General features: G+C 66.3%; 26 protein-coding genes. 12 read left to right on the top strand and 14 right to left on the bottom strand.

Annotated elements, in window-relative coordinates; all coding sequences use genetic code 11:
* Nucleotides 1-168 precede the first annotated feature (168 nt).
* Together parC and IFT54_RS14690 are read left to right on the top strand one after the other, a co-directional pair.
* A complete protein-coding gene (parC, locus tag IFT54_RS14695; protein ID WP_031439805.1) occupies nt 169-2,418 on the top strand; it encodes a DNA topoisomerase IV subunit A in 2,250 nt (749 codons plus the stop codon).
* 186 nt (nt 2,419-2,604) lie between these two features.
* Nucleotides 2,605-4,281: a putative bifunctional diguanylate cyclase/phosphodiesterase gene (locus tag IFT54_RS14690; protein WP_192071200.1), complete on the top strand. Its 1,677-nt coding sequence runs from the start codon at nt 2,605-2,607 to the stop codon at nt 4,279-4,281.
* A 4-nt stretch (nt 4,282-4,285) separates the two neighbouring features.
* On the opposite strand, the gene IFT54_RS14685 is transcribed toward IFT54_RS14690, so the two are convergent.
* The 4 genes from IFT54_RS14685 to IFT54_RS14670 form a co-directional block, all read right to left on the bottom strand.
* Nucleotides 4,286-5,479 carry a CCA tRNA nucleotidyltransferase gene (locus IFT54_RS14685; RefSeq protein ID WP_192071199.1) on the bottom strand — a complete coding sequence of 398 codons (1,194 nt, stop codon included), beginning with the start codon at nt 5,477-5,479 and terminating at the stop codon, nt 4,286-4,288.
* Complete coding sequence (locus tag IFT54_RS14680; RefSeq protein ID WP_031440742.1) at nt 5,470-6,066, bottom strand: CoA pyrophosphatase; 597 nt, start codon at nt 6,064-6,066, stop codon at nt 5,470-5,472. The genes IFT54_RS14685 and IFT54_RS14680 overlap by 10 nt, the downstream gene beginning before the upstream one ends.
* Nucleotides 6,063-6,653: a DUF1285 domain-containing protein gene (locus IFT54_RS14675; protein ID WP_192071198.1), complete on the bottom strand. Its 591-nt coding sequence runs from the start codon at nt 6,651-6,653 to the stop codon at nt 6,063-6,065. The genes IFT54_RS14680 and IFT54_RS14675 overlap by 4 nt, the downstream gene beginning before the upstream one ends.
* A gap of 76 nt (nt 6,654-6,729) precedes the next feature.
* On the bottom strand, nt 6,730-7,239 hold the full coding sequence (locus IFT54_RS14670; protein ID WP_192071197.1) for a GNAT family N-acetyltransferase: 510 nt from the start codon (nt 7,237-7,239) through the stop codon (nt 6,730-6,732).
* 138 nt (nt 7,240-7,377) lie between these two features.
* On the opposite strand from IFT54_RS14670, the gene IFT54_RS14665 reads away from it, so the two are divergent.
* Together IFT54_RS14665 and IFT54_RS14660 are read left to right on the top strand one after the other, a co-directional pair.
* Nucleotides 7,378-7,749 carry a dihydroneopterin aldolase gene (locus IFT54_RS14665; RefSeq protein ID WP_031395199.1) on the top strand — a complete coding sequence of 124 codons (372 nt, stop codon included), beginning with the start codon at nt 7,378-7,380 and terminating at the stop codon, nt 7,747-7,749.
* Between the two features lie 4 nt (nt 7,750-7,753).
* A complete protein-coding gene (locus IFT54_RS14660; RefSeq protein WP_192071196.1) occupies nt 7,754-8,044 on the top strand; it encodes a Rossmann fold domain-containing protein in 291 nt (96 codons plus the stop codon).
* 24 nt (nt 8,045-8,068) lie between these two features.
* Here IFT54_RS14660 and IFT54_RS14655 read toward each other — a convergent pair whose 3' ends face one another.
* A complete protein-coding gene (locus IFT54_RS14655) occupies nt 8,069-9,028 on the bottom strand; it encodes a hypothetical protein (protein ID WP_244649059.1) in 960 nt (319 codons plus the stop codon).
* A 254-nt stretch (nt 9,029-9,282) separates the two neighbouring features.
* Here IFT54_RS14655 and IFT54_RS14650 point away from each other — a divergent pair, with 254 nt between their 5' ends.
* The 5 genes from IFT54_RS14650 (at nt 9,283) to IFT54_RS14630 (ending at nt 12,425) form a co-directional block, all read left to right on the top strand.
* Nucleotides 9,283-9,963, top strand: a complete 681-nt coding sequence (locus tag IFT54_RS14650) for an energy transducer TonB (protein WP_056406249.1) — start codon at nt 9,283-9,285, stop codon at nt 9,961-9,963.
* 51 nt (nt 9,964-10,014) lie between these two features.
* Nucleotides 10,015-10,809, top strand: a complete 795-nt coding sequence (locus IFT54_RS14645) for a MotA/TolQ/ExbB proton channel family protein (RefSeq protein WP_031395815.1) — start codon at nt 10,015-10,017, stop codon at nt 10,807-10,809.
* Between the two features lie 92 nt (nt 10,810-10,901).
* Nucleotides 10,902-11,381, top strand: coding sequence for an ExbD/TolR family protein (locus IFT54_RS14640; protein ID WP_031395816.1), 480 nt, complete (start codon nt 10,902-10,904; stop codon nt 11,379-11,381).
* 33 nt (nt 11,382-11,414) lie between these two features.
* Nucleotides 11,415-11,843: an ExbD/TolR family protein gene (locus IFT54_RS14635; protein WP_031395817.1), complete on the top strand. Its 429-nt coding sequence runs from the start codon at nt 11,415-11,417 to the stop codon at nt 11,841-11,843.
* A gap of 234 nt (nt 11,844-12,077) precedes the next feature.
* The gene (locus IFT54_RS14630; protein ID WP_235516361.1) at nt 12,078-12,425 is read left to right on the top strand and encodes a tetratricopeptide repeat protein; all 348 of its coding nucleotides are present in this window, start codon (nt 12,078-12,080) and stop codon (nt 12,423-12,425) included.
* 90 nt (nt 12,426-12,515) lie between these two features.
* On the opposite strand, the gene dcd is transcribed toward IFT54_RS14630, so the two are convergent.
* Nucleotides 12,516-13,070, bottom strand: coding sequence for a dCTP deaminase (dcd, locus tag IFT54_RS14625; protein ID WP_031395819.1), 555 nt, complete (start codon nt 13,068-13,070; stop codon nt 12,516-12,518).
* A gap of 119 nt (nt 13,071-13,189) precedes the next feature.
* Between dcd and IFT54_RS14620 the strand changes: the two genes are divergently transcribed.
* Nucleotides 13,190-14,737, top strand: a complete 1,548-nt coding sequence (locus IFT54_RS14620) for a porin (protein ID WP_192071195.1) — start codon at nt 13,190-13,192, stop codon at nt 14,735-14,737.
* 7 nt (nt 14,738-14,744) lie between these two features.
* Here IFT54_RS14620 and IFT54_RS14615 read toward each other — a convergent pair whose 3' ends face one another.
* The 3 genes from IFT54_RS14615 to IFT54_RS14605 are packed head-to-tail and all read right to left on the bottom strand — an operon-like array spanning nt 14,745 to nt 16,375.
* A complete protein-coding gene (locus IFT54_RS14615) occupies nt 14,745-15,209 on the bottom strand; it encodes a cytidine deaminase (RefSeq protein WP_192071194.1) in 465 nt (154 codons plus the stop codon).
* On the bottom strand, nt 15,206-15,883 hold the full coding sequence (locus IFT54_RS14610) for a GH25 family lysozyme (protein WP_192071193.1): 678 nt from the start codon (nt 15,881-15,883) through the stop codon (nt 15,206-15,208). The genes IFT54_RS14615 and IFT54_RS14610 overlap by 4 nt, the downstream gene beginning before the upstream one ends.
* A 9-nt stretch (nt 15,884-15,892) precedes the next feature.
* Entirely contained in the window at nt 15,893-16,375 is a 483-nt protein-coding gene (locus IFT54_RS14605) for a UPF0262 family protein (protein WP_031395823.1), read from the bottom strand.
* A gap of 143 nt (nt 16,376-16,518) precedes the next feature.
* Here IFT54_RS14605 and IFT54_RS14600 point away from each other — a divergent pair, with 143 nt between their 5' ends.
* Nucleotides 16,519-18,009 carry a replicative DNA helicase gene (locus IFT54_RS14600; RefSeq protein WP_031395824.1) on the top strand — a complete coding sequence of 497 codons (1,491 nt, stop codon included), beginning with the start codon at nt 16,519-16,521 and terminating at the stop codon, nt 18,007-18,009.
* 41 nt (nt 18,010-18,050) lie between these two features.
* On the opposite strand, the gene IFT54_RS14595 is transcribed toward IFT54_RS14600, so the two are convergent.
* The 5 genes from IFT54_RS14595 to cobA form a co-directional block, all read right to left on the bottom strand.
* Complete coding sequence (locus tag IFT54_RS14595; RefSeq protein WP_192071192.1) at nt 18,051-18,803, bottom strand: phosphoadenylyl-sulfate reductase; 753 nt, start codon at nt 18,801-18,803, stop codon at nt 18,051-18,053.
* The gene (locus IFT54_RS14590; RefSeq protein ID WP_031395826.1) at nt 18,796-19,236 is read right to left on the bottom strand and encodes a DUF934 domain-containing protein; all 441 of its coding nucleotides are present in this window, start codon (nt 19,234-19,236) and stop codon (nt 18,796-18,798) included. Before IFT54_RS14590 ends, IFT54_RS14595 begins: the two co-directional genes overlap by 8 nt.
* Nucleotides 19,229-20,860, bottom strand: coding sequence for a nitrite/sulfite reductase (locus IFT54_RS14585; protein ID WP_056674898.1), 1,632 nt, complete (start codon nt 20,858-20,860; stop codon nt 19,229-19,231). The genes IFT54_RS14590 and IFT54_RS14585 overlap by 8 nt, the downstream gene beginning before the upstream one ends.
* Before the next feature lie 255 nt (nt 20,861-21,115).
* On the bottom strand, nt 21,116-21,412 hold the full coding sequence (locus IFT54_RS14580) for a DUF2849 domain-containing protein (RefSeq protein WP_192071191.1): 297 nt from the start codon (nt 21,410-21,412) through the stop codon (nt 21,116-21,118).
* Nucleotides 21,409-22,197 (bottom strand): uroporphyrinogen-III C-methyltransferase, encoded by a 789-nt coding sequence (gene cobA / locus IFT54_RS14575; RefSeq protein ID WP_031441363.1) that lies wholly within the window; start codon nt 22,195-22,197, stop codon nt 21,409-21,411. Before cobA ends, IFT54_RS14580 begins: the two co-directional genes overlap by 4 nt.
* Nucleotides 22,198-22,396: 199 nt before the next feature.
* Here cobA and IFT54_RS14570 point away from each other — a divergent pair, with 199 nt between their 5' ends.
* Nucleotides 22,397-24,214 carry a DUF885 domain-containing protein gene (locus IFT54_RS14570; protein WP_192071190.1) on the top strand — a complete coding sequence of 606 codons (1,818 nt, stop codon included), beginning with the start codon at nt 22,397-22,399 and terminating at the stop codon, nt 24,212-24,214.
* Nucleotides 24,215-24,250: the final 36 nt, after the last annotated feature.

Raw genomic sequence — 24,250 nt, 5'->3', positions numbered from 1 at the left:
TGACGGTGGCGGACGTGGCGGGTGGACGCAATATCGGTGGGAGGCTTGGATCGTGGGTCCTGACGTTCGTCAGGGTGACGGGCAGGGGATGAGGACAGGGCGTTCTGGTCGGGGTGTTGAGAACAACAGTGGAACCTTTGGGCCGCGCTTGCTATCCACAAGGCAACTATGGTCACCGATTTCAAAGATCCCTTCGATTCCATCGTCGACGCTCCGTTCGACAGCGCGCTGAGCGAGCGGTACCTCGTCTATGCGCTCTCGACGATCACCGCGCGGTCGTTGCCCGATGTGCGCGACGGGATGAAGCCGGTGCACCGGCGGCTGCTCTGGGCGATGCGGCTGCTGAAGCTCGATCCGAGCCAGGGCTACAAAAAATGCGCGCGCGTCGTCGGCGACGTGATCGGCAAATATCATCCGCATGGCGACCAGTCGGTCTATGACGCGATGGTCCGGCTCGCGCAGACGTTTTCGCTGCGCTATCCGCTGGTCGACGGGCAGGGCAATTTCGGCAATATCGACGGGGATAACGCCGCCGCCTATCGCTATACCGAGGCGCGGCTGACCCAGGTCGCGGTCGACCTGATGGACGGGCTCGACGAGGATGCGGCCAATCTTCGCCCGACCTATAATGGTGAGGACGAGGAGCCCGAGCTGTTCCCCGGCATGTTCCCCAATCTGCTCGCCAATGGCGCGAGCGGGATCGCGGTCGGGATGGCGACGAGCATCCCGCCGCACAACGCCGCCGAGCTGATCGAGGCGGCGATCCTGCTGGTTGATCAGCCCGATGCCGACAATGACGCGATCCTGGCGCATGTGACGGGGCCGGACTTTCCGACCGGCGGGCTGGTCGTCGATCCGCCCGCGGTGATCCGCGAGTCCTATGCCACCGGGCGCGGCGGGTTCCGGGTGCGCGCGCGTTGGGAGATCGAGCGCGAAAAGGGCGGGATGTGGACGCTGATCGTGTCCGAGATCCCGTATGGCGTGCAGAAGGGCAAGCTGATCGAACAGATCGCCGACCTGATCAACGCCAAGCGCCTCCCGATCCTGGCGGACGTGCGCGACGAATCGGACGCCGAGATCCGCATCGTGCTGGAACCGCGGAGCCGGACGGTCGATCCGCAGGTGCTGATGGACGGTCTGTTCCGGCTGACCGATCTTGAGACGCGGGTCAGCCTCAACCTCAACGTGCTCGACAAGGATCGCACGCCGCGCGTGATGTCGCTGCGCGAGGCATTGTCGGCCTGGGTCGAGCATCAGTTCGTCGTGCTGACGCGGCGGACCCAGCACCGGCTGGAGAAGATCGCCGACCGGATCGAACTGCTCGACGGCTATCTGATCGCCTATCTCAATCTCGACCGCGTGATCGAGATCATCCGCACCGAGGACGAGCCGAAAAAGGTGATGATCGCCGAGTTCAACCTGACCGATCGTCAGGCGGAGGCGATCCTGAACATGCGGCTGCGGTCGCTTCGCCGGCTCGAAGAGTTCGAGATCAAGACCGAGCGCGACAAGCTCGACAAGGAACAGGCGACGCTGACCGCGTTGCTCGCCGATCCCAAGCTGCAGAAGAAGCGGATGAAGGCGGACCTGCGCAAGATCCGCGACCGCTATGGCGCCGAGACGCTGCTCGGCAAGCGGCGCACCACGATCGAGGAGGCCGCCCCGACCCGCGACATTCCGCTCGAGGCGATGATCGAACGCGAGCCAATCACGGTGATCCTGTCGCAGCGCGGCTGGATCCGGGCGATGCGCGGGCACAATGATCTGGCCAGCCCCGAGGCGCTGAAGTTCAAGGAGGGCGACGGCCCCGCCTTCGCCTTCCACGCGCAGACGACGGACAAGCTGCTGCTGGCGGCGGAGAATGGGCGGTTCTTCACGCTGGCGGCCGACAAGCTGCCGGGCGGGCGCGGCTTTGGCGAGCCGGTACGCGCGATGATCGACCTCGACGGCAGCGTCGGGATCGTCGCGCTCTTGCCTGCGGCGCGGCAGGCCAAGCTGATGGTGGCGGCGACCGATGGCCGCGCGTTCATCGCGACCGCGGCGGACGTGATCGCGGAGACGCGCAAGGGCAAGACGGTGATGACGCCGCGGATCGGCGAGAAGGTGAAGCTGGTCCGCCCGGTCGACCCCGCGGACGATTATGTCGCGGCGATCGGCGACAACCGCAAGCTGCTGGTGTTCCCGATCAACGAGCTGGTCGAGATGAATCGCGGGCAGGGGGTACAGCTCCAGCGTTACCGCGATGGCGGGCTGGCGGATGCGATCACCTTTGTGTTCGCCAACGGCTTGAGCTGGGCGATGGGCGGCGAGACCAAGCGCACGCGGACCGAGGCGGATCTGGGGCCGTGGCGTACGGCGCGCGGCGCGGCCGGGCGGATGCCCCCCACAGGTTTTCCCCGCGACAACCGATTCGGCTGAAATTCGTCTATGCTATGGCGATGCGTGCTGACCATCGCGATCTGGCTCTAGGGTAAACCGGGGGCCAGCGGCCGGGTCGTTGCGGACTGGTGCCGGGCTGTCTGAACCGGCGTTGAAATAATCGTACTCGTTTTGGGTCTTTTGTAAATTTCACGCGGCCTTAACGAAGCCGGGTTAGGCAGGACTATGGAATGGGTTCTTCACGAGGCCGAACAACCGGCAACCGTCTCGGCTGAACTCGTCGCGCGCGGCCTCGAGCTGAGCCCGATTCCGATGGTCCACCTGACGCTCGAGAATGGTGGGCTCGAGCTGTTCGCGATGAACCGGGCCTATCGCCTCGCCGGGCTGGGCGTCATCGCGACGCGGTCGCCGATGATCGCCGATCTGGGCGATCGGATCATCGCCTTTCTGCTGACGTCGCAGACCCGACTCGACTTCGACTGGGCCTTTGGTGACACGATCGATTGCCGGCATTACCGGGTGACGATCGCGCGGAGCAGCGCAGCGATCCACGACCGGTGCACGCTGAGCTTCGTCGACCGGACCTCGCAGATCCATACCGAACGCAGCATGCGGCGCGAGATGACCACTGACAGCCTGACCGGGCTGCTCAACCGCGAAGGGTTCGAGGATCTGGTCGAGGCGGTCGAGGATCACGCCGCGCGCGCGGTCCTGGCGATCGATATCGACCGGTTCGGGCGGCTGAACGCGTGCCTGGGATCGCTGGTCGGCGACGAGATGCTGATCACCGTCGCGCGGCGGATCAAGGGCGCGCTGCGGGTGCGCGATACGCTGGCGCGGGTCGGCGGCGGGCAGTTTGCGGTACTGATGACGATCGACGAGGATCCCGCAGAGGCACTGCGTCTCGCCGACCGGATCCAGCGCGCGCTGATCGCGCCGTTCCGCCTGACCGATTACGAGATCCGGGTCGAATGCTCGATCGGCATCGCCTATGGTCGGGACGAGACCGGCGACACGGCCGAGATGATCCGCCACGCGCAGTTCGCGGTGAAGCGCGGCAAGGCGACGGGTCGGACCGAATGCTATCAGCGCCAGGAATTCGTGATCGCGCGCGAACAGTTCGGCATGGAGACCGCGCTGCGTCGCGCGATCGAGAATGACCGGCTGCGGCTCGCCTATCAGCCGATCTGCGACCTTGCGACCGGGCGTATTGTCGCGTTCGAGGCGCTGGCGCGGTGGACCGACGAGGATGGTCGCGAGATCCCGCCGACACAGTTCATTCCGGTTGCCGAGGAATCGGGGCTGATCGTTCCACTGGGGCGCTGGGCGATCGATGCGGCGGCGCGGACGCTGGCGGCGTGGGACGTGCGTGCCGGCGGGCATTGCGGCGTTCGCGTCGCGGTGAACCTGTCCGCGATCCAGCTGCAGCGCGATGCGATCGCGCCGGTGGTCGAGTCGGCGCTGTCTCGCTCGCGCCTCGGCGGCGATCGGTTCACACTCGAATTGACCGAAAGTGCGATCGTGTCCGACCCGGACCGGATCGCGCAGGCGATGCACGCGCTGAAGGATCTCGGCACGACGCTCGCCATGGACGATTTCGGCACCGGCTATTCCAATCTCGCCTATCTCCAGAAACTGCCGATCGATGTGCTGAAGATCGACCGGAGCTTTGTGACGGGGATGCTGGCGGACCGCGACAAGGTGTCGATCGTCCGCGCGATCCTCAGTCTCGCACAGGCGCTTAACATGCAGACGACCGCGGAGGGGATCGAGACGGGCGACTTGGCCCAGACGCTCGCGGCGCTCGGATGCACCTATGGCCAGGGCTATGTCTTCGCGCGGCCGCTCGAGGCGGCTCAGGCGTTCGAGTCGATCTTCAGCCGGGTCCCGATTCTGGCCTGAAGTCTCAGGCGAGCGTTTCGGTGACCGCCTTGTCCGCGATCGCGTCGACCCGGGCCTGATCGGGAAAGCCCTCCGCGATCCACTGGGTCTCGATCCGTCGGCGCATCGCCGCGACGTCGGGGCCCTTGCGCAGGCCGCGTTCGACCAGCGCGCCGCCGCTGATCGGAAATGCCGGCGGCGACCAGTCGGCAATCGGCGCGACGTCCGCGCCTGCGATCAGCAACCGGTCGATCGCGCCAGCCACGCCGTGGCGATAGGCGAGTGCGCGCGGGCCTTCGTCCCCAATCCCCTGCGTCGCCGCGACGACGCGTTTGCGATTGGTGTTCGACAGTTTCAGCCGTGCAGCGACCACATCGCCGTCGCGGGCGGGGATCAATGCGGCCAGACGGCGGATCGGATCGGGCGCAATGCCGGCGGCATGTTCGTGATCGACCAACGCGGCCAGCCGCGCGACCCCGTCGGCGTCGATCTCGGGCAGCACAGCGCGCCAGATACCGCGCTCGACCATCAGCGCGATCACCGCGACGGCGCGCGCGGCGACGAGCAGCTTGAGCAGTTCGGCGGCGATCCGTTCGCGGGACAGCGCCATCAGGTCGTTCGCGCGGGCGGTGCACGCCTCCAGCCCGGCATCGTCGATCTCGTTGCCGAACCGCGCGTGAAAGCGGAAGAAGCGCAGGATCCGCAGATGATCCTCCGCAATTCGCTGCAACGGATCGCCGATGAAGCGCACGCGCCCTGCGGACAGATCGTCCAGGCCACCGAAATAGTCGAAGATCTCACCGCTGACGGGATCGGCATAGAGCGCGTTGATCGTGAAATCGCGGCGCGCCGCATCCTCGCGCCAGTCATCGGTATAGGCGATCGTCGCATGCCGCCCATCGGTCGCGACGTCGCGGCGCAGCGTCGTGATCTCGACGGTTCCCCCCTCGGTCACCGCGGTGATCGTGCCATGCGCGAGCCCGGTGGGAACTGCGCGGATCCGCGCATCCTCGAGCCGTTCGAGCACTTCCTGCGGGGGGAGGCTCGTCGCGATGTCGATGTCGATCGCGCCGGTATCGGCTGGTGCCAGGCCGAGCAGCGTGTCGCGCACCGCCCCGCCGACGAACCGCGACTGCGCCGACGCGCCGCCCAGCACGGCGGTCAGCGCGGCGAGGGCGGGGCGCGTCCGCCAGGCGGCATCGGGAAGGCTCATGCCCATTGCAGTCGTCGCCTCAGATTGACGATCATCGCCGCGGTCGCGCCCCAGATGCGGCGGTCGTTCCAGATGATCTCGTAATAATGCCGCTCATGACCCTGCCACTCGACGCTGGCTTCGACATGATTGCCCGAGTCGAGCAGGAATTCGAGCGGAACCTCGAACACGTTTGCAACCTCGGCCTCGCTCGGGTGGAGCACCAGGTCGGGGGGAATGACGCCGATCACCGGCGTCACCTGGAAGCCGGTGACGGTGCGATAGGTATCGGCCTGGCCGATGACGGTCACGCGTTCGCGGGGCAATGCGATCTCTTCCTCGGCCTCGCGCAGCGCGGCGGTGACGATATCCTCGCCGGGATCGATCCGGCCGCCGGGAAAGGCGATCTGGCCCGCATGCTTGCGCATCGTCTCGGTCCGTTGGGTCAGGATCACCCCGGGTTCGGCACGATCGGTCACCGCGATCAGCACTGCCGCGGGCAGCAGCGTATCGCCGGGCGGCAGATCGATATCGTCACGGTCGCCGGTAAGCAGGATCATGCCCGGCTCGACACCCCGCGACAGCGCGCTGCGCAGCCGATCAGCGAGCGTCACGCGGCGATGTCTTCGGGCGACGGCATCGCGGGTTCGAGCGGGAAGAACTGGCCGTCGCTCCATAGTCCGACCGGCGACTCGCCGCCGGCAATCGCGCGGTCGGCGAGCTCGTAATAGACCGGCCGTGCGACCACCGCCTCCATCCCGCCGCGAACCATCAGATAGGGCCGCGGGCCGTCCTCATCCTCGACGAAGCGGATCGGGTGCGCGGCGCCCGCGGTGACGAGGTCGCCGGTGTTGAGCCGGAAGGTCAGCCTGGTCGCCGGACCCTCGCCATCGATCTTCACCTCGACCGCAACGAACGGGACGTCTTCGACGACGATGTCGAGCTTCTCGACCGGGGTGACCAGGACATAGCTGCCCGATGGTTCGCGCCTGAGGATCGTCGAGAAGAGCCGGACCATCGCCTCGCGGCCGATCGGCGTGCCCTGATGATACCAGGTCCCGTCGCGCGCGATCCGCATCTCGCTGTCGCCACAATGCGACGGATTCCATTTGTCCACGGGCGGCAGTTTCTGCTCGTCGGCGAGCCGGGCGATTTCGGCGAGGCTCAGCGAGGCAAGATCGGGGAGGGGGTCCATAGGCATGAGCGCGAGGTAGGGTGCGCATGGCCTCTCGTAAAGTCTCGCGGCAGGCGAAGCGCCAAGCCGCGCTGCGGCGTCGTCAGCCGGCTGCGCCTGGGCGCGGGCCAAGCATTCCAGCGTCGTCGGGTACGGCCCCCCCTAGTGCAAGAAGCCGGTGACGTTCGACCGGACCCGGTGCCTGCCACGCAACTGTGCGCTCGGCGGAAAAGCCGAAGAACCGGCCATAATAGTCCGGATCGCCGATCAGCATCAGCGCGTCACCCAGATCGCTCGCCGCGGCGACCTCGAGCGCGCGCGCTACCAGCGCCCGGCCAATGCCGTCGCCCTGATGCCCCGGCGCGACCGCGACCGGGCCGACCATCACCAGCGGCAATGCCGCATTTGCGGTCATGAGCGCGATCGGCCAGCACTGGATCGAGCCGAGCAGCACGTCGCCCGACACGGCGGCGAAGCTGAGCGTCGGGATCGCGATTCCATCGCCGCGGATCATATAGGCGGTCCGGCCATGACGATCCTGCCCGAACGCGCGGTCGAGCAGCGCCTCGACTTCGGCATCCGGGACGGCGTTCAAGGGGACGAGTTCGAACACCGGCTTCTCCAGCGCCGGCGCAGGAACGTCCGGGGCCGCGCGCTTTACGCAGCACGTCGCCGAACGCAAGCGGAACCGGCGCAGCGGCGCGTCCGCCCCGGGCCTTCCCTACGGTCGCGGCTCTGCTAGAGCGCGGCGATGCAAGACAGTCTTCAGCTCGAAGTGCACGACATGGAAGTGCAGGTGCTCACCGGAATCTATTCGGAGGAGACGCATCTGCCCCAGCCGCTGCGGATTTCGCTCACCGTCGATCTCACCTGCCCGAGCCGGTTCGATCCCGACACGCCCTTGTCGGCGTCGAAAAACTATCTCGATCTGAAACATGCCGCGACCACGGCCTTGCCGACGGGCGTGCATTTCACGCTGATCGAGGCCGTTGCCGACCATATCTGCGAGACGCTGTTCCTGCAGGACGCGCGTGTTCAGCGGGTCGCGGTGAAGATCGTCAAGCTGGCGATCGCCGAAGCGGGCGAGGCGATCGGCGTGACGCTCGTGCGGCATCGTCGGTGAGATCGTGCGGCTGATCTTGAGCGAGCGTAACGATATCGCGGCGTGCGTGCGCGACGCGCGCGCGCGACTGGGCACCGACGACAGCCTGGTCGTGGTGATTCGCGAAAGCAGCGATTCGCTTTTTGCCGCCCAGGCCCGCGCCGCGATCGCGCCGCTTGCGATCGAGGCGGCGCCGGTGACGCGAATCAACGCCGTCCTGTCCCATAATGGGGCGCGGGCCGTCGATGTCGAAGCGGCGATCGGCTACCTTGAGACCGCCCTGTCGACGACCGGGCAGATCCTCGAGATCCGCTGAGCCGGCCCTTGATCGGCGGTCCGGTCAGCGCCGCGGGCTACGTCCGCAGGGGCCGAGCGCACGCAGAACGAATTGATAATCCTCACGCGCGATCACGGCGTCGGTGGCTGCCATCGACGCGACGCTGCGATCCGGCATCGCGGCTGGAAGCGCGCAGGCTAGCCGGTACCACAACAGCGAACCACGCGGCGGAGGGGCCGCGGCCTCGTCGACGATCTCGCTCAGCGCAACGGCCCAGCGGGGTTGCTCGCCGGGCCGCCGCAGGATCGACAGCGAGACGGGGCGCTGATCCGAAGTGGTCAGAAAGATCTGCGTTTCGCCTTCGCCGGGCAGGGCGCCCGGCACGTGAAAGGCGTTGCCGATCCCGGTGATGACGGGCGGCGCGTCGGCGGCGAGCACCTCGCGGGCGATGCGGCGGACCTGCGCGTCGAGGGCCGGCGTCCAGTCGCGTTGCGCGTCACGCGCGACGAGCTGGATCTGGGCGGTCGACGTTCCGGCGGTACGTGCAAACAGCAGCACCCGCGCCTTTTTCAGCTTTGGTAGGCGACCGTTGGAATCCGGCGCAACATCAAGCAGATAGCCGAGTCTTGGGGCCACACCACCACTGCCGCGAATCAGCGCGGTCACGTCGGCCTCGACATAGAACCGGACGAGCCCGGGTGCGACATCCGCCGCCTCTGCGCCCTTGATCCGCGCGGTCGAGCGAATCGTCGCGTCGGCGATCACCGGCGCGGCGAGAACGAGATCCGCAAGGTCCGCATAGCCCGCGCCTTGGTCGGCGGCCGCGGGCTGGGCCGGCTCCGCGCCAGCCACTCCAGCGGGCGCTGCATCGCGCGCGCCTTCCCATTGCCGATCAAGCTGTTCGGGGGTCAGCGTCGTCGAGTCGCCGGCGCTGTTTTGCTGCGGCGCGGTCGGCACGGATTGCGGCGGGGGGGCCGTTTGCGCAACGATCGGGGCCGCGGCGATGACGGCGAAGAGGGTCATGAGCGGCGGGATGGAACGTGGGGATATCATCGCCATGGGCTACGCGATGGCGCATGAACGTTACAGAAATAAAATTGCCATCATACGCTTGTACGTTTGTTGCGTCCGACAAAGCGTTTGCGTGTCGCATGGCGTGGCGATAGACATTGCGCACTGCCGCGTGGAATTTTTGCTTCACGGCACACGTTTGCGTTGCGCCTGCCCCCATGCGCGACTGCGTGAAGGCAGACAGAATAAGGGAGTGTCGTTGCTGAATGGCCTATGTTGACCAGAAGATGTCCTCAGGCAAAATCGTCGCGATCGTCATCGTCGCGCTGATTCATGCTGCCTTGGGCTATGCTTTCGTCACCGGCCTCGCGTTTCAATACGTGAAAAAGGCCACCGAAAAGTTAAACACGTTCGACGTGGAGCCGCCGCCACCGCCGCCTCCGCCCGACGAGCCCCCGCCGCCGCCGCCTGACCAGCCCAACCTGCCGCCGCCGCCGACCACCGTCGTCGTGCCGCCGCCGGTCGTTGTTACGCCGTCGCCCGCTCCGGCGATCACGACGTCGAACATCATCCCGCTGAGCCAGCCAACGGCACCGCCGGCGCCTCCCGCGCCGCCAGCGCCGCCGGCCCCGCCAGCAGCACCGACGGTCAGCAAGGCCGCGGGCGCCAAGGGTAATCCGGCTACGTGGGTGAGCCAGGACGACTATCCGCCGAGCGCGATCCGTGCCGGCGAACAGGGTGCGGTCGCGATGCGCTGGGACATTAATGCCCAGGGTCGTGTCGAGAACTGCACCGTGACGTCGTCGAGCGGTTCGCCTGCTCTCGATCGGGCAGCCTGTGCTGCGATGACGCGACGTGGTCGCTACTCGCCGGCGCTCGATCAGGCCGGGAACCCGATGCGTTCGAGTGCGACGCAGCGTATCCGGTGGACGTTGCCGGAAAATTAATCTGCGTCTCGGCGCACTTAGACCAACGAATCTTAAGAGGATCATCCGACCATGTTCACCACTATCCTTGCCGCGGCGGCGCCCGCAGCAGCCGAAGCCAACCCGTACGGCCTCGAAGCGGCACTTCGCGAAGGCGGTCTCATCTCCCAGACCGTGTTCGGCATTCTGGTGCTGATGTCGGTGGTTTCGTTCTACATCCTGTTCTCCAAGCTGTTCGAGCAGCAGAAGATCATCGGTCAGGGCAAGCGCGTCCGTCAGGCCTTCTGGTCGTCAAACAGCCTTCGCGAAGGTTCGGCCAAGCTCGAGAAGAACTCGGCCTACAAGCAGATCGTCGACGACGGCCTGGCCGCTCAGGAGCAGCATTCGAAGCTGACCGATCCGGTCGAGGCGCATGACTGGCTGCACGGTTCGCTCGCGCGTTCGGAAGCTGCGATCAACTCGAAGCTGGGTGGCGGTCTCGCCTTCCTCGCAACGGTCGGTTCGGTTTCGCCGTTCATCGGTCTGTTCGGTACGGTTATCGGCATCTACCGCGCACTCGTGAAGATCGGTGCATCGGGTCAGGCATCGATCGACAAGGTCGCAGGGCCGGTCGGTGAAGCACTGATCATGACCGCACTGGGTCTCGTCGTCGCGGTTCCTGCCGTGCTGTCGTACAACTGGCTGCAGCGTCGCAACAAGTCGATCGCAGAGGACCTGTCGGCCTTCTCGAACGACGTGCTCGGCTTCCTGGCATCGAACGGTGCCGTGCGTCCGATCACCGCTTCGGGCGTCAAGCCGGTTGTGGCCAAGCCTGCTACGGCGACCACGACTGCCGGTCAGACCGGTGGCGTGCCGCGCGCTAACTAAGACGCGAGAAAGGCGGGGCTGCCGTTCGCGGCAGCTCCGCTTCCTTCCCGCCGGCGGTGCCGGTGGCGATTAAAGAATAGGATAGTTCGCACATGGCGATGAGTGTTGGTGGCGATTCCACCGAGAAATCGATATCGGACATCAATACGACGCCGCTGGTCGACGTCATGCTCGTGCTCCTGATCATCTTTCTGGTGACGACGACCGTCGCGGTCCAGGCGGTGCAGCTGAAGCTCCCCGAGGTCAAATTTGATCCGACCACGACCAAGCCCGAAAATGTCTCGCTGTCGGTGACGACAAATGGCGATGGCAGCTGTGCAGTGTATTGGAACATGACCCCGGTCACCTCGACCGAGCTGCTCGATCGCGCGGTCGCCAAGCTGAAGACCGAGATCGACCGTCAGGGTGGCGTGAATGCCGCAGGTCTTGAGCTGCCCGAGGCGCATATTCGCGGCGACGTGAACACGCCGTACAAGTGCATCGGCGGCACGATCTACACGATGCAGCGCGCCGGCTTCGCCCGCGTCGGCTTCATCTCCGAGCCGCCCCCCGGCGGCACCACCGAACGCTGACGATCGCTCGGACGTATTTAGGAGTAGTATAGAATGGCAATGGGCGGCGGCAAAGAAGATGACGGGCCGATGATGGAAATGAACATGACGCCGTTGATCGACGTCCTGCTCGTTCTCCTCATCATGTTCATCATCACGATCCCGATCCAGACGCACGCGGTCAAGGTCGACCTTCCGGTCAACAGCAAGAACCCGCCGCAGAACCCGATCGACCCCGAGAAGAACAAGATCTCGATCGACGCATCGGGCACGGTGGCCTGGAACGGGTCGCCGGTCGACGAGGTGACGCTGCGCCAGTATCTGGACCAGACCGCGGGCATGAACCCCGAGCCGGAACTTCACTTCCAGCCGGACCCGCAGGCGCGGTACGAAGTCGTCGATCGCACGCTGGCCGTCGTGAAGCGGTCTTCGATCACGAAGCTCGGCTTCATCGGTAACGAGCAGTATCGCAACGACTTCTAAGTCACGCGACACGATCGATACGATGCCAGGGGCGGTCCGCAAGGGCCGCCCCTTTTGCATGTCCGACGTCCATGACACCGGAGGTTAGAAAGAGCGCCGGCATGTCGCGCGCGCACCTCACGGCCTTACCAGGGCCATATCCGTAAAAATCTCATATTGCGCCACAGTCATTGAAGTGACACAACAGTGTCACAAAAGTGAAACCTTTCGACTCAGAAGGGCGATGGAGACGGGATGATGCGCAAATTCGGCTTTGTAGTTCTTGCCCTTGTCGGCGCGGCAGCACCGGCGCTCGCGGCGGATCAGAATGGCTACCAGGCGATCGTGTCGGGCGATCTTGCCGCGGCCGAACGCCATATCCTGGCGGAACAGGCGGTCTATCCGGGTCGCCCCGAACTGATGCTCAACCTTGCCGCGGTCTATCGCCGGACGGGCCGCGAGGCGGACGCACGGGCGCTGTACAAGCGGGTGCTCGAACGCCGCGACATCGCGATGGACCTTCCCTCGGGTGCGGTGGCCTCGTCGCATGACCTGGCACGGCGCGCGCTCGGCGTGGCCCCGGTACAGATCGCCACGCGCTAAACGAGGGCCGTTGCGCTCGTCCGGCGCCGGTTCTGTGGTTGCGGTAGTGAGGCAGAGGCGTCGACCTCGTGCGGTCGACGCCTGAGGCGGTCAGAGGCGGGGCAGGGTGACCCCGCGCTGGCCCATATATTTGCCCGCGCGGTCGGCATAGCTGATCTCGCACGGCTCATTGCCGCGCAGGAACAGGAACTGGCAGGCGCCCTCGTTCGCGTAGATCTTCGCGGGGAGCGGCGTGGTGTTGGAGAATTCTAGCGTCACATGGCCCTCCCATTCGGGTTCGAGCGGGGTGACGTTGACGATGATCCCGCAGCGCGCATAGGTCGATTTGCCCAGACAGATCACCAGCGTGTCGCGCGGAATGCGGAAATATTCGACCGTCCGCGCCAGCGCAAAGCTGTTCGGCGGGATGATGCAGACATCGGTCTTGCGGTCGACGAAGCTGTTCGCGTCGAAATTCTTCGGATCGACGATCGCACTGTCGACATTGGTGAAGATCTTGAACTCGTCGGCGACGCGCGCGTCATAGCCATAGGAGGACAGCCCGTAGCTGATACAGCCATCGCGGCGCTGCGCCTCGTGAAATGGCTCGATCATCGCATCGCCCAGCGCGCGTTCGCGAATCCAGCGGTCGGACATGACGGACATGAGACATTCCCCTTTTCGCCGCTGCTTTCGCGCGGATGGTCGATGGCGGCAAGAGCGCGCGCACGCAGAGAGCGTTTTTGCCGTTGCAGCCGGCGTGCCGGGCCGTCATGGGGCGCGGCATGAACCAAATTCGGCAGCCTTTTCCGCGCGGTACGTCCGTCGAGTCACAGCGCCGGGACCATGATGACGAGCGGAACCGCGCTGCGATCCGCGCGCGCCGCGCCGGCCGCCATGCGCGGATTGCGTTGGTAGGATCGATCGCGCTGTCGGGTACGGCGGCGCAGGCGCAGTCGGTGCAGGACCTGCAACGCCAGATCGACGAACTGAAGGCGACGATTGCCGAGCTCAAGGCCGCGCAGATGGGACCGATTGCCCGGACGGCGCCGGTCACTGCACCAGTCCCCGCGCCCGTTACCGCGCCGGTCGCGGTTGCAGCAACGCCCGCGCCCGCTCCGAAGCCGGCACCAGCGGCCGCCCCCTCGACGCAATTGGCCGCGGCGACGCCCGAGCCGAAGCGCGCCTGGTATGATCGCATCGCGATCCGCGGCTATACGCAGATGCGGTTCAACGAGATCGTGTCGGGCGATCGCACCGCGCCGGACGGCCGGTCGCGGTTGCGGTCGGTGCATGACGGCAGCATCGGCGACAATACCGGCTTCTCGCTCCGCCGCGTCCGGCTGGTCCTGCAGGGCGACCTGACCGACCGGGTGTCCTTTTATCTCCAGCCCGACTTCGCGGTGAACGTCAGTAACCAGTCGGTCGGCGAGCGACGCGAGGGCTTTGCCCAGCTGCGCGACGCCTATGTCGACACGTTCCTCGACGCGGATCGCCGCTTCCGGCTGCGGTTCGGGCAGTCGAAGGTGCCATTCGGCTGGGAGAATATGCAGTCCTCGTCGAATCGCATCACGATCGATCGCAGCGACGGGATCAACAGCGCGGTGCCCGGGGAGCGCGATCTGGGCATCGTCGCCTATTACACGCCCACCGGCGTGCAACGGATATGGGACCGCCTCGAGGAGGACGGCCAGAAACTGTTCGGCAATTACGGCGCGTTCGCACTCGGCGTCTATAACGGCCAGGGGATCAGCCGTGCCGAGACCAATGACGGCGCGATGACGGTGGCGATGGCGACGTGGCCGTTCGCGCTGGACGGGCTTGGCGGGGCGTTCAGCGGACAGGTGTTAGAGGTCGGCGCGGCGGCCATCCGTAATCGCGTCCAGCCCGAACTGCGCAGCGGCGGGGTCAGCGACACGAGCTTTGCCGACGAGCGGTTCGGCGTCCACGCGATCCTCTATCCGCGGCCCTTCGGGTTCCAGGCGGAGTGGAACTGGGGTCGCGGCCCCGAATATGACGACGTGTCGCAGTCGATTACGACCAAGCGGCTCAACGGCGGCTATGTCCAGGCGATGGCGCGCGTGCGGTCGTCGCCGCTCGGTCCGTTCATGCCCTATGCCCGCCGGCAATATTATCGTGGCGGGTGGAAAGCGCTCCCCAATGCGCCGCGGCTCGAGACCGACGAGTTCGAGCTGGGGATCGAATTCCAGCCGACCCCACCAATCGAGCTGACGGTCGCCTATGCGCGGATGACGCGGCGCGAGGCCGACGAACGCCGCGAGGGCCGGGCGGAGGGCGATCTGATCCGCACGCAGTTGCAGTTCAACTACTGACCGCGGATCAGCCGATCCCGAGGTCCGCCGGGCCGAACGCGTCGGGGAGAAGGTCCGACAGGCGGTAGCTGCGGACCGCGTCGCCCTGCGCCGCGCCGCAATGCACGGGGAGATCGCGCCCGCCCATCTGCGCCGCCTCGTTGATCACCTGGCGACAGCGGCCGCACGGGCTCACCGGGGCGAGACCGGTGGCGACGCCGTCCGCATCCATCGCGCCGCCGATCACGCCGATCGCAACGACGTCACGCAGGCGGCCCTGCGCGCTGGCGGTCGCCAGCGCGACGGTTTCGGCGCAGAGCGAAAGGCCATAGCTCGCATTCTCGAAATTGGCGCCGGTGATCACGCTGCCGTCGTCGAGCAGCACCGCGGCGCCGACCGCGAATCGCGAATAGGGCGCATGCGCGTGACGTGCGGCGTCGCGCGCCGCAGCGATCAGGCGGGTTGCCTGATCGGTATCGAAACCATCGTTCATCCTGCCACCACGTCCCAGTTCACCGGTCCCTCGATCCCCTCGACGCGCCGAAAATTGCTCGCGCGCCATATTCGCCATGGCCGTGCCGCATAATCGGGCTTGAGCAGATTGGCCATCGCCCAGACCGGCCGCGGCAGTGCCGCCGACAAAGCATAGCTGCCCTCGACCGACTTGCCGATCCGCAGCAGGACGGGCTTGCCGGTATGCGTCTCGACCATCGTCACGAAGCGCGTCAGATCGGCGACCAGCGCGGCCTTTTCAGGGCGGGCGACGCAATCATCACGGAACTGCACGTCTACGGCGACGGGCAGCGCATCGGCGGCGGCGGGCACGAAGGTATTGAACGCGTTCGCCTGTTCGACCGCAGGCTGGCACAGCGAATAGATATGCACCGCGCCGCGCCGCAGCCCGGCTTCGGGAAGCGCCGCCCAGTTCGCCTCGAACGCGGGATCGCGGCGATCCTTGCCCGAGGTCGCGACGATATAGGCGAAGTCGACGCCGCGCGCGCGCACCGTTCCCCATTCGACCGGCGCGGGATTTTCACCCAGGTCGACGCCTTGCAGCGGATAGGTCTCGGTCGCGGGATGCCACTGCGTCGCATAGGCCCAGCCGCCAATTGCGATGCCGCCCGTGCCGAACAACAGGGTCGCAAGCTTCAGCAATGTTGTCGCCATCAGCGTTGCTCAGCCACGCAGATGCAGGACGCAGATGAGCGTGAACAAGCGGCGGGCGGTGTCGAAATCGACCTCGATCTTGCCCGACAGCCGGTCCTTGAGCAGCTCGGCGGCCTCATTGTGGACGCCGCGGCGGGCCATGTCGACGGTTTCGATCTGCGCGGGCGAGGACTGGCGAATCGCCTGATAATAGCTGTCGCAGATCGCGAAATAGTCCTTGATCGGTCGGCGGAAACGGCCGAGCGCGAGCACCAAAGTTTCAAGATGCGTGTCGTCCTCACGATGGATGTGAATGCCGAGACGGCCTTCCTCCGTCTCGAGCCTGATGCGGTACGGGCCGGCATAGCCATCGGCATGCTGGCGCTGCGGCGCGAAATAATTGCCCTCGATCAGGTCGAAGATCGCAATCCGGCGTTCCTGTTCGATATCCGCGGAGCGCCACGCAATCGTGCGCTCGTCGAGCTGTATGTCGATGATCCGCGGGTCGGCCATGCCATGTGCGATAGCGATGGTCGTAACGCGTGTCACTTGTCGCCTGCACCGGCGGCCGCCGATCGCGGCTGGCTGGTCGACTTATCCCCATCATTCTGGCGCAGTTGGCTTGGAGCGATCGCGCGCAGTGCGTAGAACGCAGTATGGCAACCCTCGCATTCCCCGTCCCCGCCGTGGCCGAACCACAGCAGCTTCCCCGCAACGTCGAGGCCGAAGCCGCGATGCTCGGCGCGATGATGATCGACAACCGGCTCGCCGACGATCTGGTCGACAAGCTCGAACCCACGCATTTCTTCGAACCCGTACACGGGCGCATCTTCGCCGCGATCAAGACGCTGCGCGGCAACGACATGCTGGTGACGCCGGTCACGCTGCGGCCGATGTTCGACGCGGACGAGGGCATGCGTGAGCTGGGCGGCCCCGCCTATCTGGCCGGCCTCACGGGCAGCGGCGCAGGGCTGATCGGTGCGCGCCAGTTCGCGCAGCAGATCTATGACCTGGCGATGCTGCGCGCGCTCGTCTCGGTCGGCCGCACGTTGGTCGACCGCGCGATGGATACCTCGGAGGAGGTCAATCCGCGTGCGCAGATCGAGCTTGCCGAGGAGGAATTGTTCAAGGTCGCCGCCGATGGCGGGGCGGAGAACTCGGTCAAGACGTTCGCGCAGGCGACCACCGCGGCAGTCAAGATGGCCGAGCGGGCGCTCAACTCGGGCGGCAACCTGTCGGGCGTCACCACGGGTATCGATTCGATCAACGCCAAGATCGGCGGCATGCATCACAGCGATCTGATGATCCTCGCGGGCCGTCCGGGCATGGGCAAGACGTCGCTCGCCACCAACATCGCGTTCAACGCCGCGCGGCGCTGGATGCGCGACATGGCCGACGGGATCGCCCCGAAGGATTCGGTCGGCGCGAAGGTCGCGTTCTTCAGCCTCGAAATGTCCGCGGATCAGCTGGCGACGCGTATTCTCGCCGAGCAGTCGCAGATTTCGTCCGAATCGCTCCGCATGGGCAAGATCAGCCGCACCGAGTTCGCGCAGCTCGCGGCTGCCGCTGCCGAGCTGGAGAACCTGCCGCTGTTCATCGACGACACGGGCGGCCTGTCGATCGGCGCGCTGCACACGCGCGTCCGCCGGCTGCAGCGTCGCCACAATAACGAGATCGGGCTGGTGGTGGTCGATTATCTCCAGCTGCTGTCGGGGTCGGGCAAGAGCAAGGACGGCAACCGCGTCCAGGAAATCTCGGAGATTTCGCGTGGGCTGAAGACGCTGGCGAAGGATCTGAACGTGCCGGTGCTGGCACTGTCGCAGCTGAGCCGCGCGGTCGAAAGCCGCGAGGACAAGACGCCGATGCTGTCAGATCTTCGCGAATCGGGGTCGATCGAGCAGGACGCCGACATGGTCTGGTTCGTGTACCGCGAGGATTATTACGTCGCGTCGAAGGAGCCCAAGCGGCCGGCCGAAGGCGACAGCGCGAAGATCTTCGAGGATCACGCGTCCTGGGCGGCCGAGATGGAGCGGGTCTACGGTCTTGCCGAGCTGATCATCGCCAAGCAGCGCCACGGCGCGACCGGCAAGGTGCGGATGAAGTTCGACCCGACGATCACGAAGTTCTCGGATCTGGCCGAGTATTGAAACTCTGGTGTCCCTCTACCCGATGGGGAGAGGGACACGAATCAGATGATCGGGTCGTAACCCCCGGGGGCGTGGATGCCGCATTCGACCTTGTCGAAGCTGCGCCAGCGCCCCGCGCGCGGATCCTCGCCGGGGGCGACCTTGGTCGTGCAGGGCGCGCAGCCGATCGAGAGATAGCCCTGCGCCTCGAGCGGATGCCGCGGCAGATCATGCTCGGCGAAATAGGCGTCGAGCCGCGCCTTGTCCCAGTCGGCGAGCGGGTTGATCTTCAACCGGCCCTCATCTTCCTCGAACCGCGGCAGCGCGGTGCGCGTGCCCGACTGGAAGCCCTTGCGCCCCGAGATCCACGCGTCGAACGGCGCAAGCGCGCGTCGGAGCGGCTCGACCTTGCGCAGGTCGCAGCAGCCATCGGGGTCGTAGGACCAGCGTTCGCCCGCACGATCCTTGACCGCGAGCAGCCGCGGATCGGGTCTGAACACGCGCAGGTCGGTGAGGCCCAGCCGTTCGGCCAGCGCATCGCGATAGGCGAGCGTCTCGCCGAACATCTTCTGCGTGTTGGTGAAGATCACCGGCACATCGACATCGACCTGCGCGACCATGTGCAGCAGCACCGCCGATTCGGCACCGAAGGACGAAACCGACGCGATCCGCCCGGCCAGCTCGCCGGTCAGCAGCGCGCGGAGCATCTGCGCCGCAGGAACGCCGGCGAACCGGTCCTGCATCGCCTGTGCGTCCGCCTTGGTGAAGGCGGGGGTGACGTCGATCGTGTCGATCCGGCGGAGCGCTTCACCCATGGCGCAGCTTCCAGACCGGCACGGCGCCGTCGGCCGCCTTCTGATAGGGCGTGTCGTAGCGCGCAAGGCTCGCGCGGAGCACGTCGATATCGATCGGGGCCTCGGGCGCGAAGCTGTCGAAGCCGCAGCGGCGCATCAGCGGAATCTGGTCGACGAGCACGTCGCCCGCCGCACGCAGCTCGCCGGTATAACCCGCCTCGCGCAGGATCCGCGCCGCGGAATAGCCGCGGCCGTCGCGATAGCCGGGAAAGCTCACCTCGATCAGCGCGAGCTGGTCGATCTGCGGCAGCAGCGCGCGCGCATCGTCACCCGCCTCGAGGCGGACGGCGGCGGCGTTGCTCTGGCCGATGAACGAATCAAGCGTCACCGCAGGCTCGTCATGCGGCTCGTCGTCGCGGAAGCGGAGCAGCGTCTGGTCCGGATACTCAACCATAGATCGCCTCCTTGAACGTCTCGAAGCCGACGCGGCGATAGGTGTCGAGGAAGCGCTCGCCGGGGTCGCGGACCTGAAGATAGCGATCGGTGACGCGTTCGATCGCGTCGACCACGCCATCCTCCGAGAAGCCGGGGCCGGTGATCTTGGCGAGGCTCACATCCTCCGCGCCCGAGCCGCCGAGCGAGAGCTGGTAATTCTCGGTGCCCTTCTTGTCGACGCCGAGGATGCCGATGTGCCCGGCATGGTGATGCCCGCAGGCGTTGATGCAGCCGCTGATCTTGAGCTTGAGCTCGCCCAGCTCGCGCTGCCGGCCGAGATCGCCGAAGCGCGTCGCGATCTTCTGCGCGAGCGGGATCGAGCGAGCATTGGCGAGGCTGCAATAATCGAGGCCGGGGCAGGCGATGATGTCGCTGATCAGGTCGAGATTGGCCTCGGCCAGCCCCGCCTCGCTCAGCGTCGACCACACCGCGTGCAGATCGGCCATGCGGACGTGCGGCAGGACGATGTTCTGCGCATGCGTCACGCGCAGTTCGTCGAAGCTGTAGCGCGTGCCGAGATCGGCCATCACGTCGATCTGGTCCGCCGACGCGTCGCCGGGGATGCCGCCGACGGGCTTCAGGCTGATGTTGACGATTGCATAGCCCGGCTGCTTGTGCGCCTTCACATTCTGGTCCAGCCAGACGGCGAAGTCGGGATCGCTGCGGTCGATTTCGGTGGACGCGGCCTCGTCGAATGCGGGCGCGCCGAAATGACTCGTGATCCGCTCCAGCTCGGCGCGCGGCGGATCGAGGCCGAGGCCCTTTACCGCGGCGAATTCCTCCTCGACCTGGCGACGATATTCGTCGGGGCCGATCTCGTGCAGCAGGATCTTGATCCGCGCCTTGTAGATATTGTCGCGGCGACCGTAGCGATTGTAGACGCGCAGGCACGCCTCGAGATAGCTCATCAGGTCGTCGGCGGGGACGAAATCGCGGATCTCGTGGCTGATCATCGGCGTGCGGCCCATGCCGCCACCGACATAGATCTTCGCGCCGAGTTCACCGTCGCGGACGTGCAGACCGATGCCGATATCGTGCAGCCGCATCGCCGCGCGATCCTCGTCCGCCGCGATCACGCAGATCTTGAACTTGCGCGGGAGGTAGGTGAATTCGGGATGGAACGTGCTCCACTGACGGATCAGCTCGGCCCAAGGGCGCGGATCGGCGACCTCGTCCGCGGCGGCGCCGGCGAACTGGTCGGAACTGATGTTGCGGATGCAGTTGCCCGAGGTCTGGATGGCATGCATCTCGACCGTCGACAGCTCCTGGAGGATGTCCGGGGTCTGATCGAGCTGGATCCAGTTGAACTGGATGTTCTGCCGCGTCGTGAAATGGCCGTAGCCGCGATCATATTTGCGCGCGATGTGGCCGAGCATCCGCATCTGCCGGCCGTCCAGCGTGCCATAGGGCACCGCGACGCGCAGCATGTAGGCATGCAACTGCAGATACAGGCCGTTCATCAGGCGCAGCGGCTTGAACTGGTCCTCGGTCAGCTCGCCCGAAAGGCGGCGGCGGACCTGGTCGCGGAACTCGTCGACGCGCTGGTCGACGATGGCCTGGTCGTATTCGTCGTACTTATACATGGGGGGTTCCCGGTAGAATTTGGTTCGGGCGAACGCGCGATGGCGCGAAGAGATTCAGAAGAATTTTGTTCGCGCGGAGACGCGGAGACGCGGAGGAGAAAGGAGGGGGAACTCCCGCGCTAGCGGGTATCGAACCTGTCGCGACTAGTGATTGTGAAGGCCGCTGCGCGGCGAGCGCAACAACTCCGCGCCTCCGCGCCTCCGCGCGAAGCATCTTCTCACTGCGCTCTTCGCGCCTTCGCGCCATCGCGTGAATCATATAACCCAACTCCCCGCAGCCGGATCGGCCGGCTTGAGCGTAAGGTCAGGCCGCATAGTCGGACCTAGCGCACGAATGCGATCCTTGATGTGCGCAGGGCGAGGGCCCTCGGCGGTCGCGGTCGCCTCGATCAGATAAGGGACGTTGACGCGGCGTGCGCCTTCCTCCGCCTGGAGGATCGATTCACCCGCGACGCCGACATCGGCCGCATCCTCGATGTGGCGCGACCAGCCGTCGCCGGTCCACCAGATCACGTCGCCGGTGGGAAGATCGTTTCCGGTCAGGAGCTTCATGCGGCGGCCTCTGCAATTCGTGCCCAGCGGGCGAGCTTGTCCTGCGCGTCGGAGAGTTCGACGACCTCGCCGACGACGATGATCGCGGGGCTCTTCACCGCCTCGCGCTGCACCATCGGGCCGAGATCGGCGAGCAGCGTCCGCATCGCACGGCTGCCCGATAGCGTGCCGCGCTCGAGCACCGCAACCGGCATGTCGGGCGCGACCCCGTCGGCCATCAGCTTGTCGGCGATGTCGGTCGCGGTCGCGATCCCCATATAGATGACGAGCGTACGACCCTGACCGGCGAGCCCCGACCAGTCCTGTTCGGTCAGACCCTTGCACTGGCCCGCGACGAAGCTGACCGCGCTCGAATGATCGCGGTGGGTGAGCGGGAGCATCGCCTCGGCCGCGCACCCCAGCGCGGCGGAGACCCCGGGGATCACCTCGACCGGCAGGCCCGCGGCACGCACGGCCTCGACCTCCTCGCCGCCGCGACCGAACACGAACGGATCGCCACCCTTCAGCCGGACGACGATCGCGCCGGTCTTCACATGCGCGATGATCAGCGCGTTGATCGCCTCTTGCGGCAGCGTGTGGCGCGCGCGCTGCTTGGCGACCGAGATGCGCTGGGCGGCAGGCGGCGCGATGTCGAGCACGCGCGGATCGATCAGCCCATCATGGACGACGACGTCCGCGATCTCGAGCGCGGCGACCGCACGCACGGTCAGCAGTCCGGGATCGCCGGGCCCCGCCCCGACGAGGATGACGCGCCCGCGGGCACCGGGGTCTAGCAAGCTTACCATGTCAGGAAGATGGGCTCTGGGCGGGCGATTGGCGAGCCCAGCATTATTTGCCCCGGGGCTAGTCCTGCTTTCCCACGCGGCGCGGGTGCCATCGCCGGAAACGTGCGCAGGCCCCGGTCACGGGCTGGTGGCGGCGGAATCCGCGCGATAGGAAGGCGCGACGAACCGGGTAACCCGGACGCGATGGGGAACTTCGATAATGCGCCTGACCTGCCTTGCCGCCATGTTGCTGGCGACCACCTTCATCGGCGCGGTGCCGGTGTCGAGCCAGGCGCTGCCGCCGCCCGCGCCGATACCCGGCGACGGCCCCGAGGATGCAAAGCTCAAGCAGCTCTTCTATGCCAGCGACGAGCGCGATCTGAAGAACGATCCGCTGCAGGCGATCTTCCGCGGCGACATGCGCTATGCCGATCGCTTCGGCGAATATCTGACCGATGCGCGCACCGCGCAGGACAAGCGCAACGTCGAGCAGGACCTGGCTGCGATCGCCGCGATCGACCGCAGCAAGCTGACCCGCGTCGACCAGATCGCCTATGACGTGTTCCGCAACGGCCGCGAGGTCGCACTGCGCGGGTTCGCGGCGAACCTTGTCGCGATCGACCGGTTGCTGCCGCTCAGCCATTTCGGCGGGTTCCAGACCTTTTATCCCGATTTTGCGTCGGGCAAAGGCGGCGCGCCGTTCAAGACGGTCGCGGATTACGAGAACAACCTGCGGCGCAATGCGGGCTATGCCGCCGTCTATGACCGGGCGATCGCACGGTTCCGCGAGGGGATGGCGACGGGCGTGACCCAGCCCAAGCTGGTCGTGCGCAACATGATCGGCCAGTTCGACAATCTGATCGCCGAGGGCGTGGAGAAGTCGACCTTCTACGCGCCGGTGACGATGTTTCCCGCGTCGATCCCGGCGGCCGACCGCACACGGCTGACCGCGGCCTATGCGAAGCAGGTGCGCGAGGTGATCAATCCCGCGCACGTCCGGATGCGCGATTTCCTCGCGAACGAATATCTCGCCAAGGCGCGCGACACGGTCGGGCTGTCGGCGCTGCCGGGCGGGGCCGCGCTCTATGCCCAGCGGATCGAGGACAGCACGACGCTGCCGCTCGAACCCGAGGCGGTGCATCAGCTCGGCCTGTCGGAGGTCGCGCGGATCACGCAGGCGATGGAGGCCCAGAAAGCTGCAGTCGGGTTCAAGGGCACGCTGGCGGCGTTCTTCGATCATCTGCGCACCGATCCCCGCTTCCAGCCCAAGTCGGCGGCGGCGGTGCGCGAGGGCTATGAGGCGATCGGCAAGCGGGTAAACGCGCGGATCGCGACGCAATTCTCGCTGGTGCCCAAAAGTCCGCTCGAGATCCGTGCAGTGCCCGATTTCCGCGCGAAGACGGATGCGGCGGGGTCGTATCAGCAGGGGACCCCCGACGGCACGCGGCCGGGGATCTTCTACTACAACACCTATGATCTGCCGACGCGGTATCTGTGGGGGATGGAGACGCTCTACCTGCACGAGGCGGTGCCGGGGCATCATTACCAGATCAGCCTCGCGCAGGAGAATGTCGCGCTCCCCGCGTTCATCCGGTTCGGCGGCAACACCGCCTATGTCGAGGGCTGGGCGCTCTATGCCGAGACCTTGTGGAAGGAACTGGGCGTCGAGAGCGATCCCTATCAGCGGATGGGCGGCCTGAATGACGAGATGCTGCGCGCGATGCGGCTGGTCGTCGATACCGGCATCCACGCCAAGGGGTGGAGCCGCGACCAGGCGATCGCCTACATGCTCGCCAATTCGCCGATGGGGCGGACCGACGCGACCGCCGAGGTCGAGCGCTACATCTCGATTCCCGGGCAGGCGCTGGCCTACAAGATCGGCCAGCTGACGATCCTAAGGATGAAGGCCAAGGCGCAGGCGGCGCAGGGTGCTGCGTTCGATCCGCGCGCCTTCCATGCGCAGGTGCTCGACACGGGGGCACTGCCGATGCCGGTGCTGGAGAAGAAGATCGACGACTGGCTGGGCGGGGCGAAGTAACCCCCATGATCCTCCCCCTGACGGGGGAGGATTTCA

Origin of the sequence: Sphingomonas sp. CFBP 13714 (assembly GCF_014842205.1) — a bacterium.
Classification (GTDB): domain Bacteria; phylum Pseudomonadota; class Alphaproteobacteria; order Sphingomonadales; family Sphingomonadaceae; genus Sphingomonas; species Sphingomonas aerolata.
The sequence above is the reverse complement of the archived record's forward strand: the minus strand, read 5'-3'. Positions and strand labels throughout refer to the sequence as shown.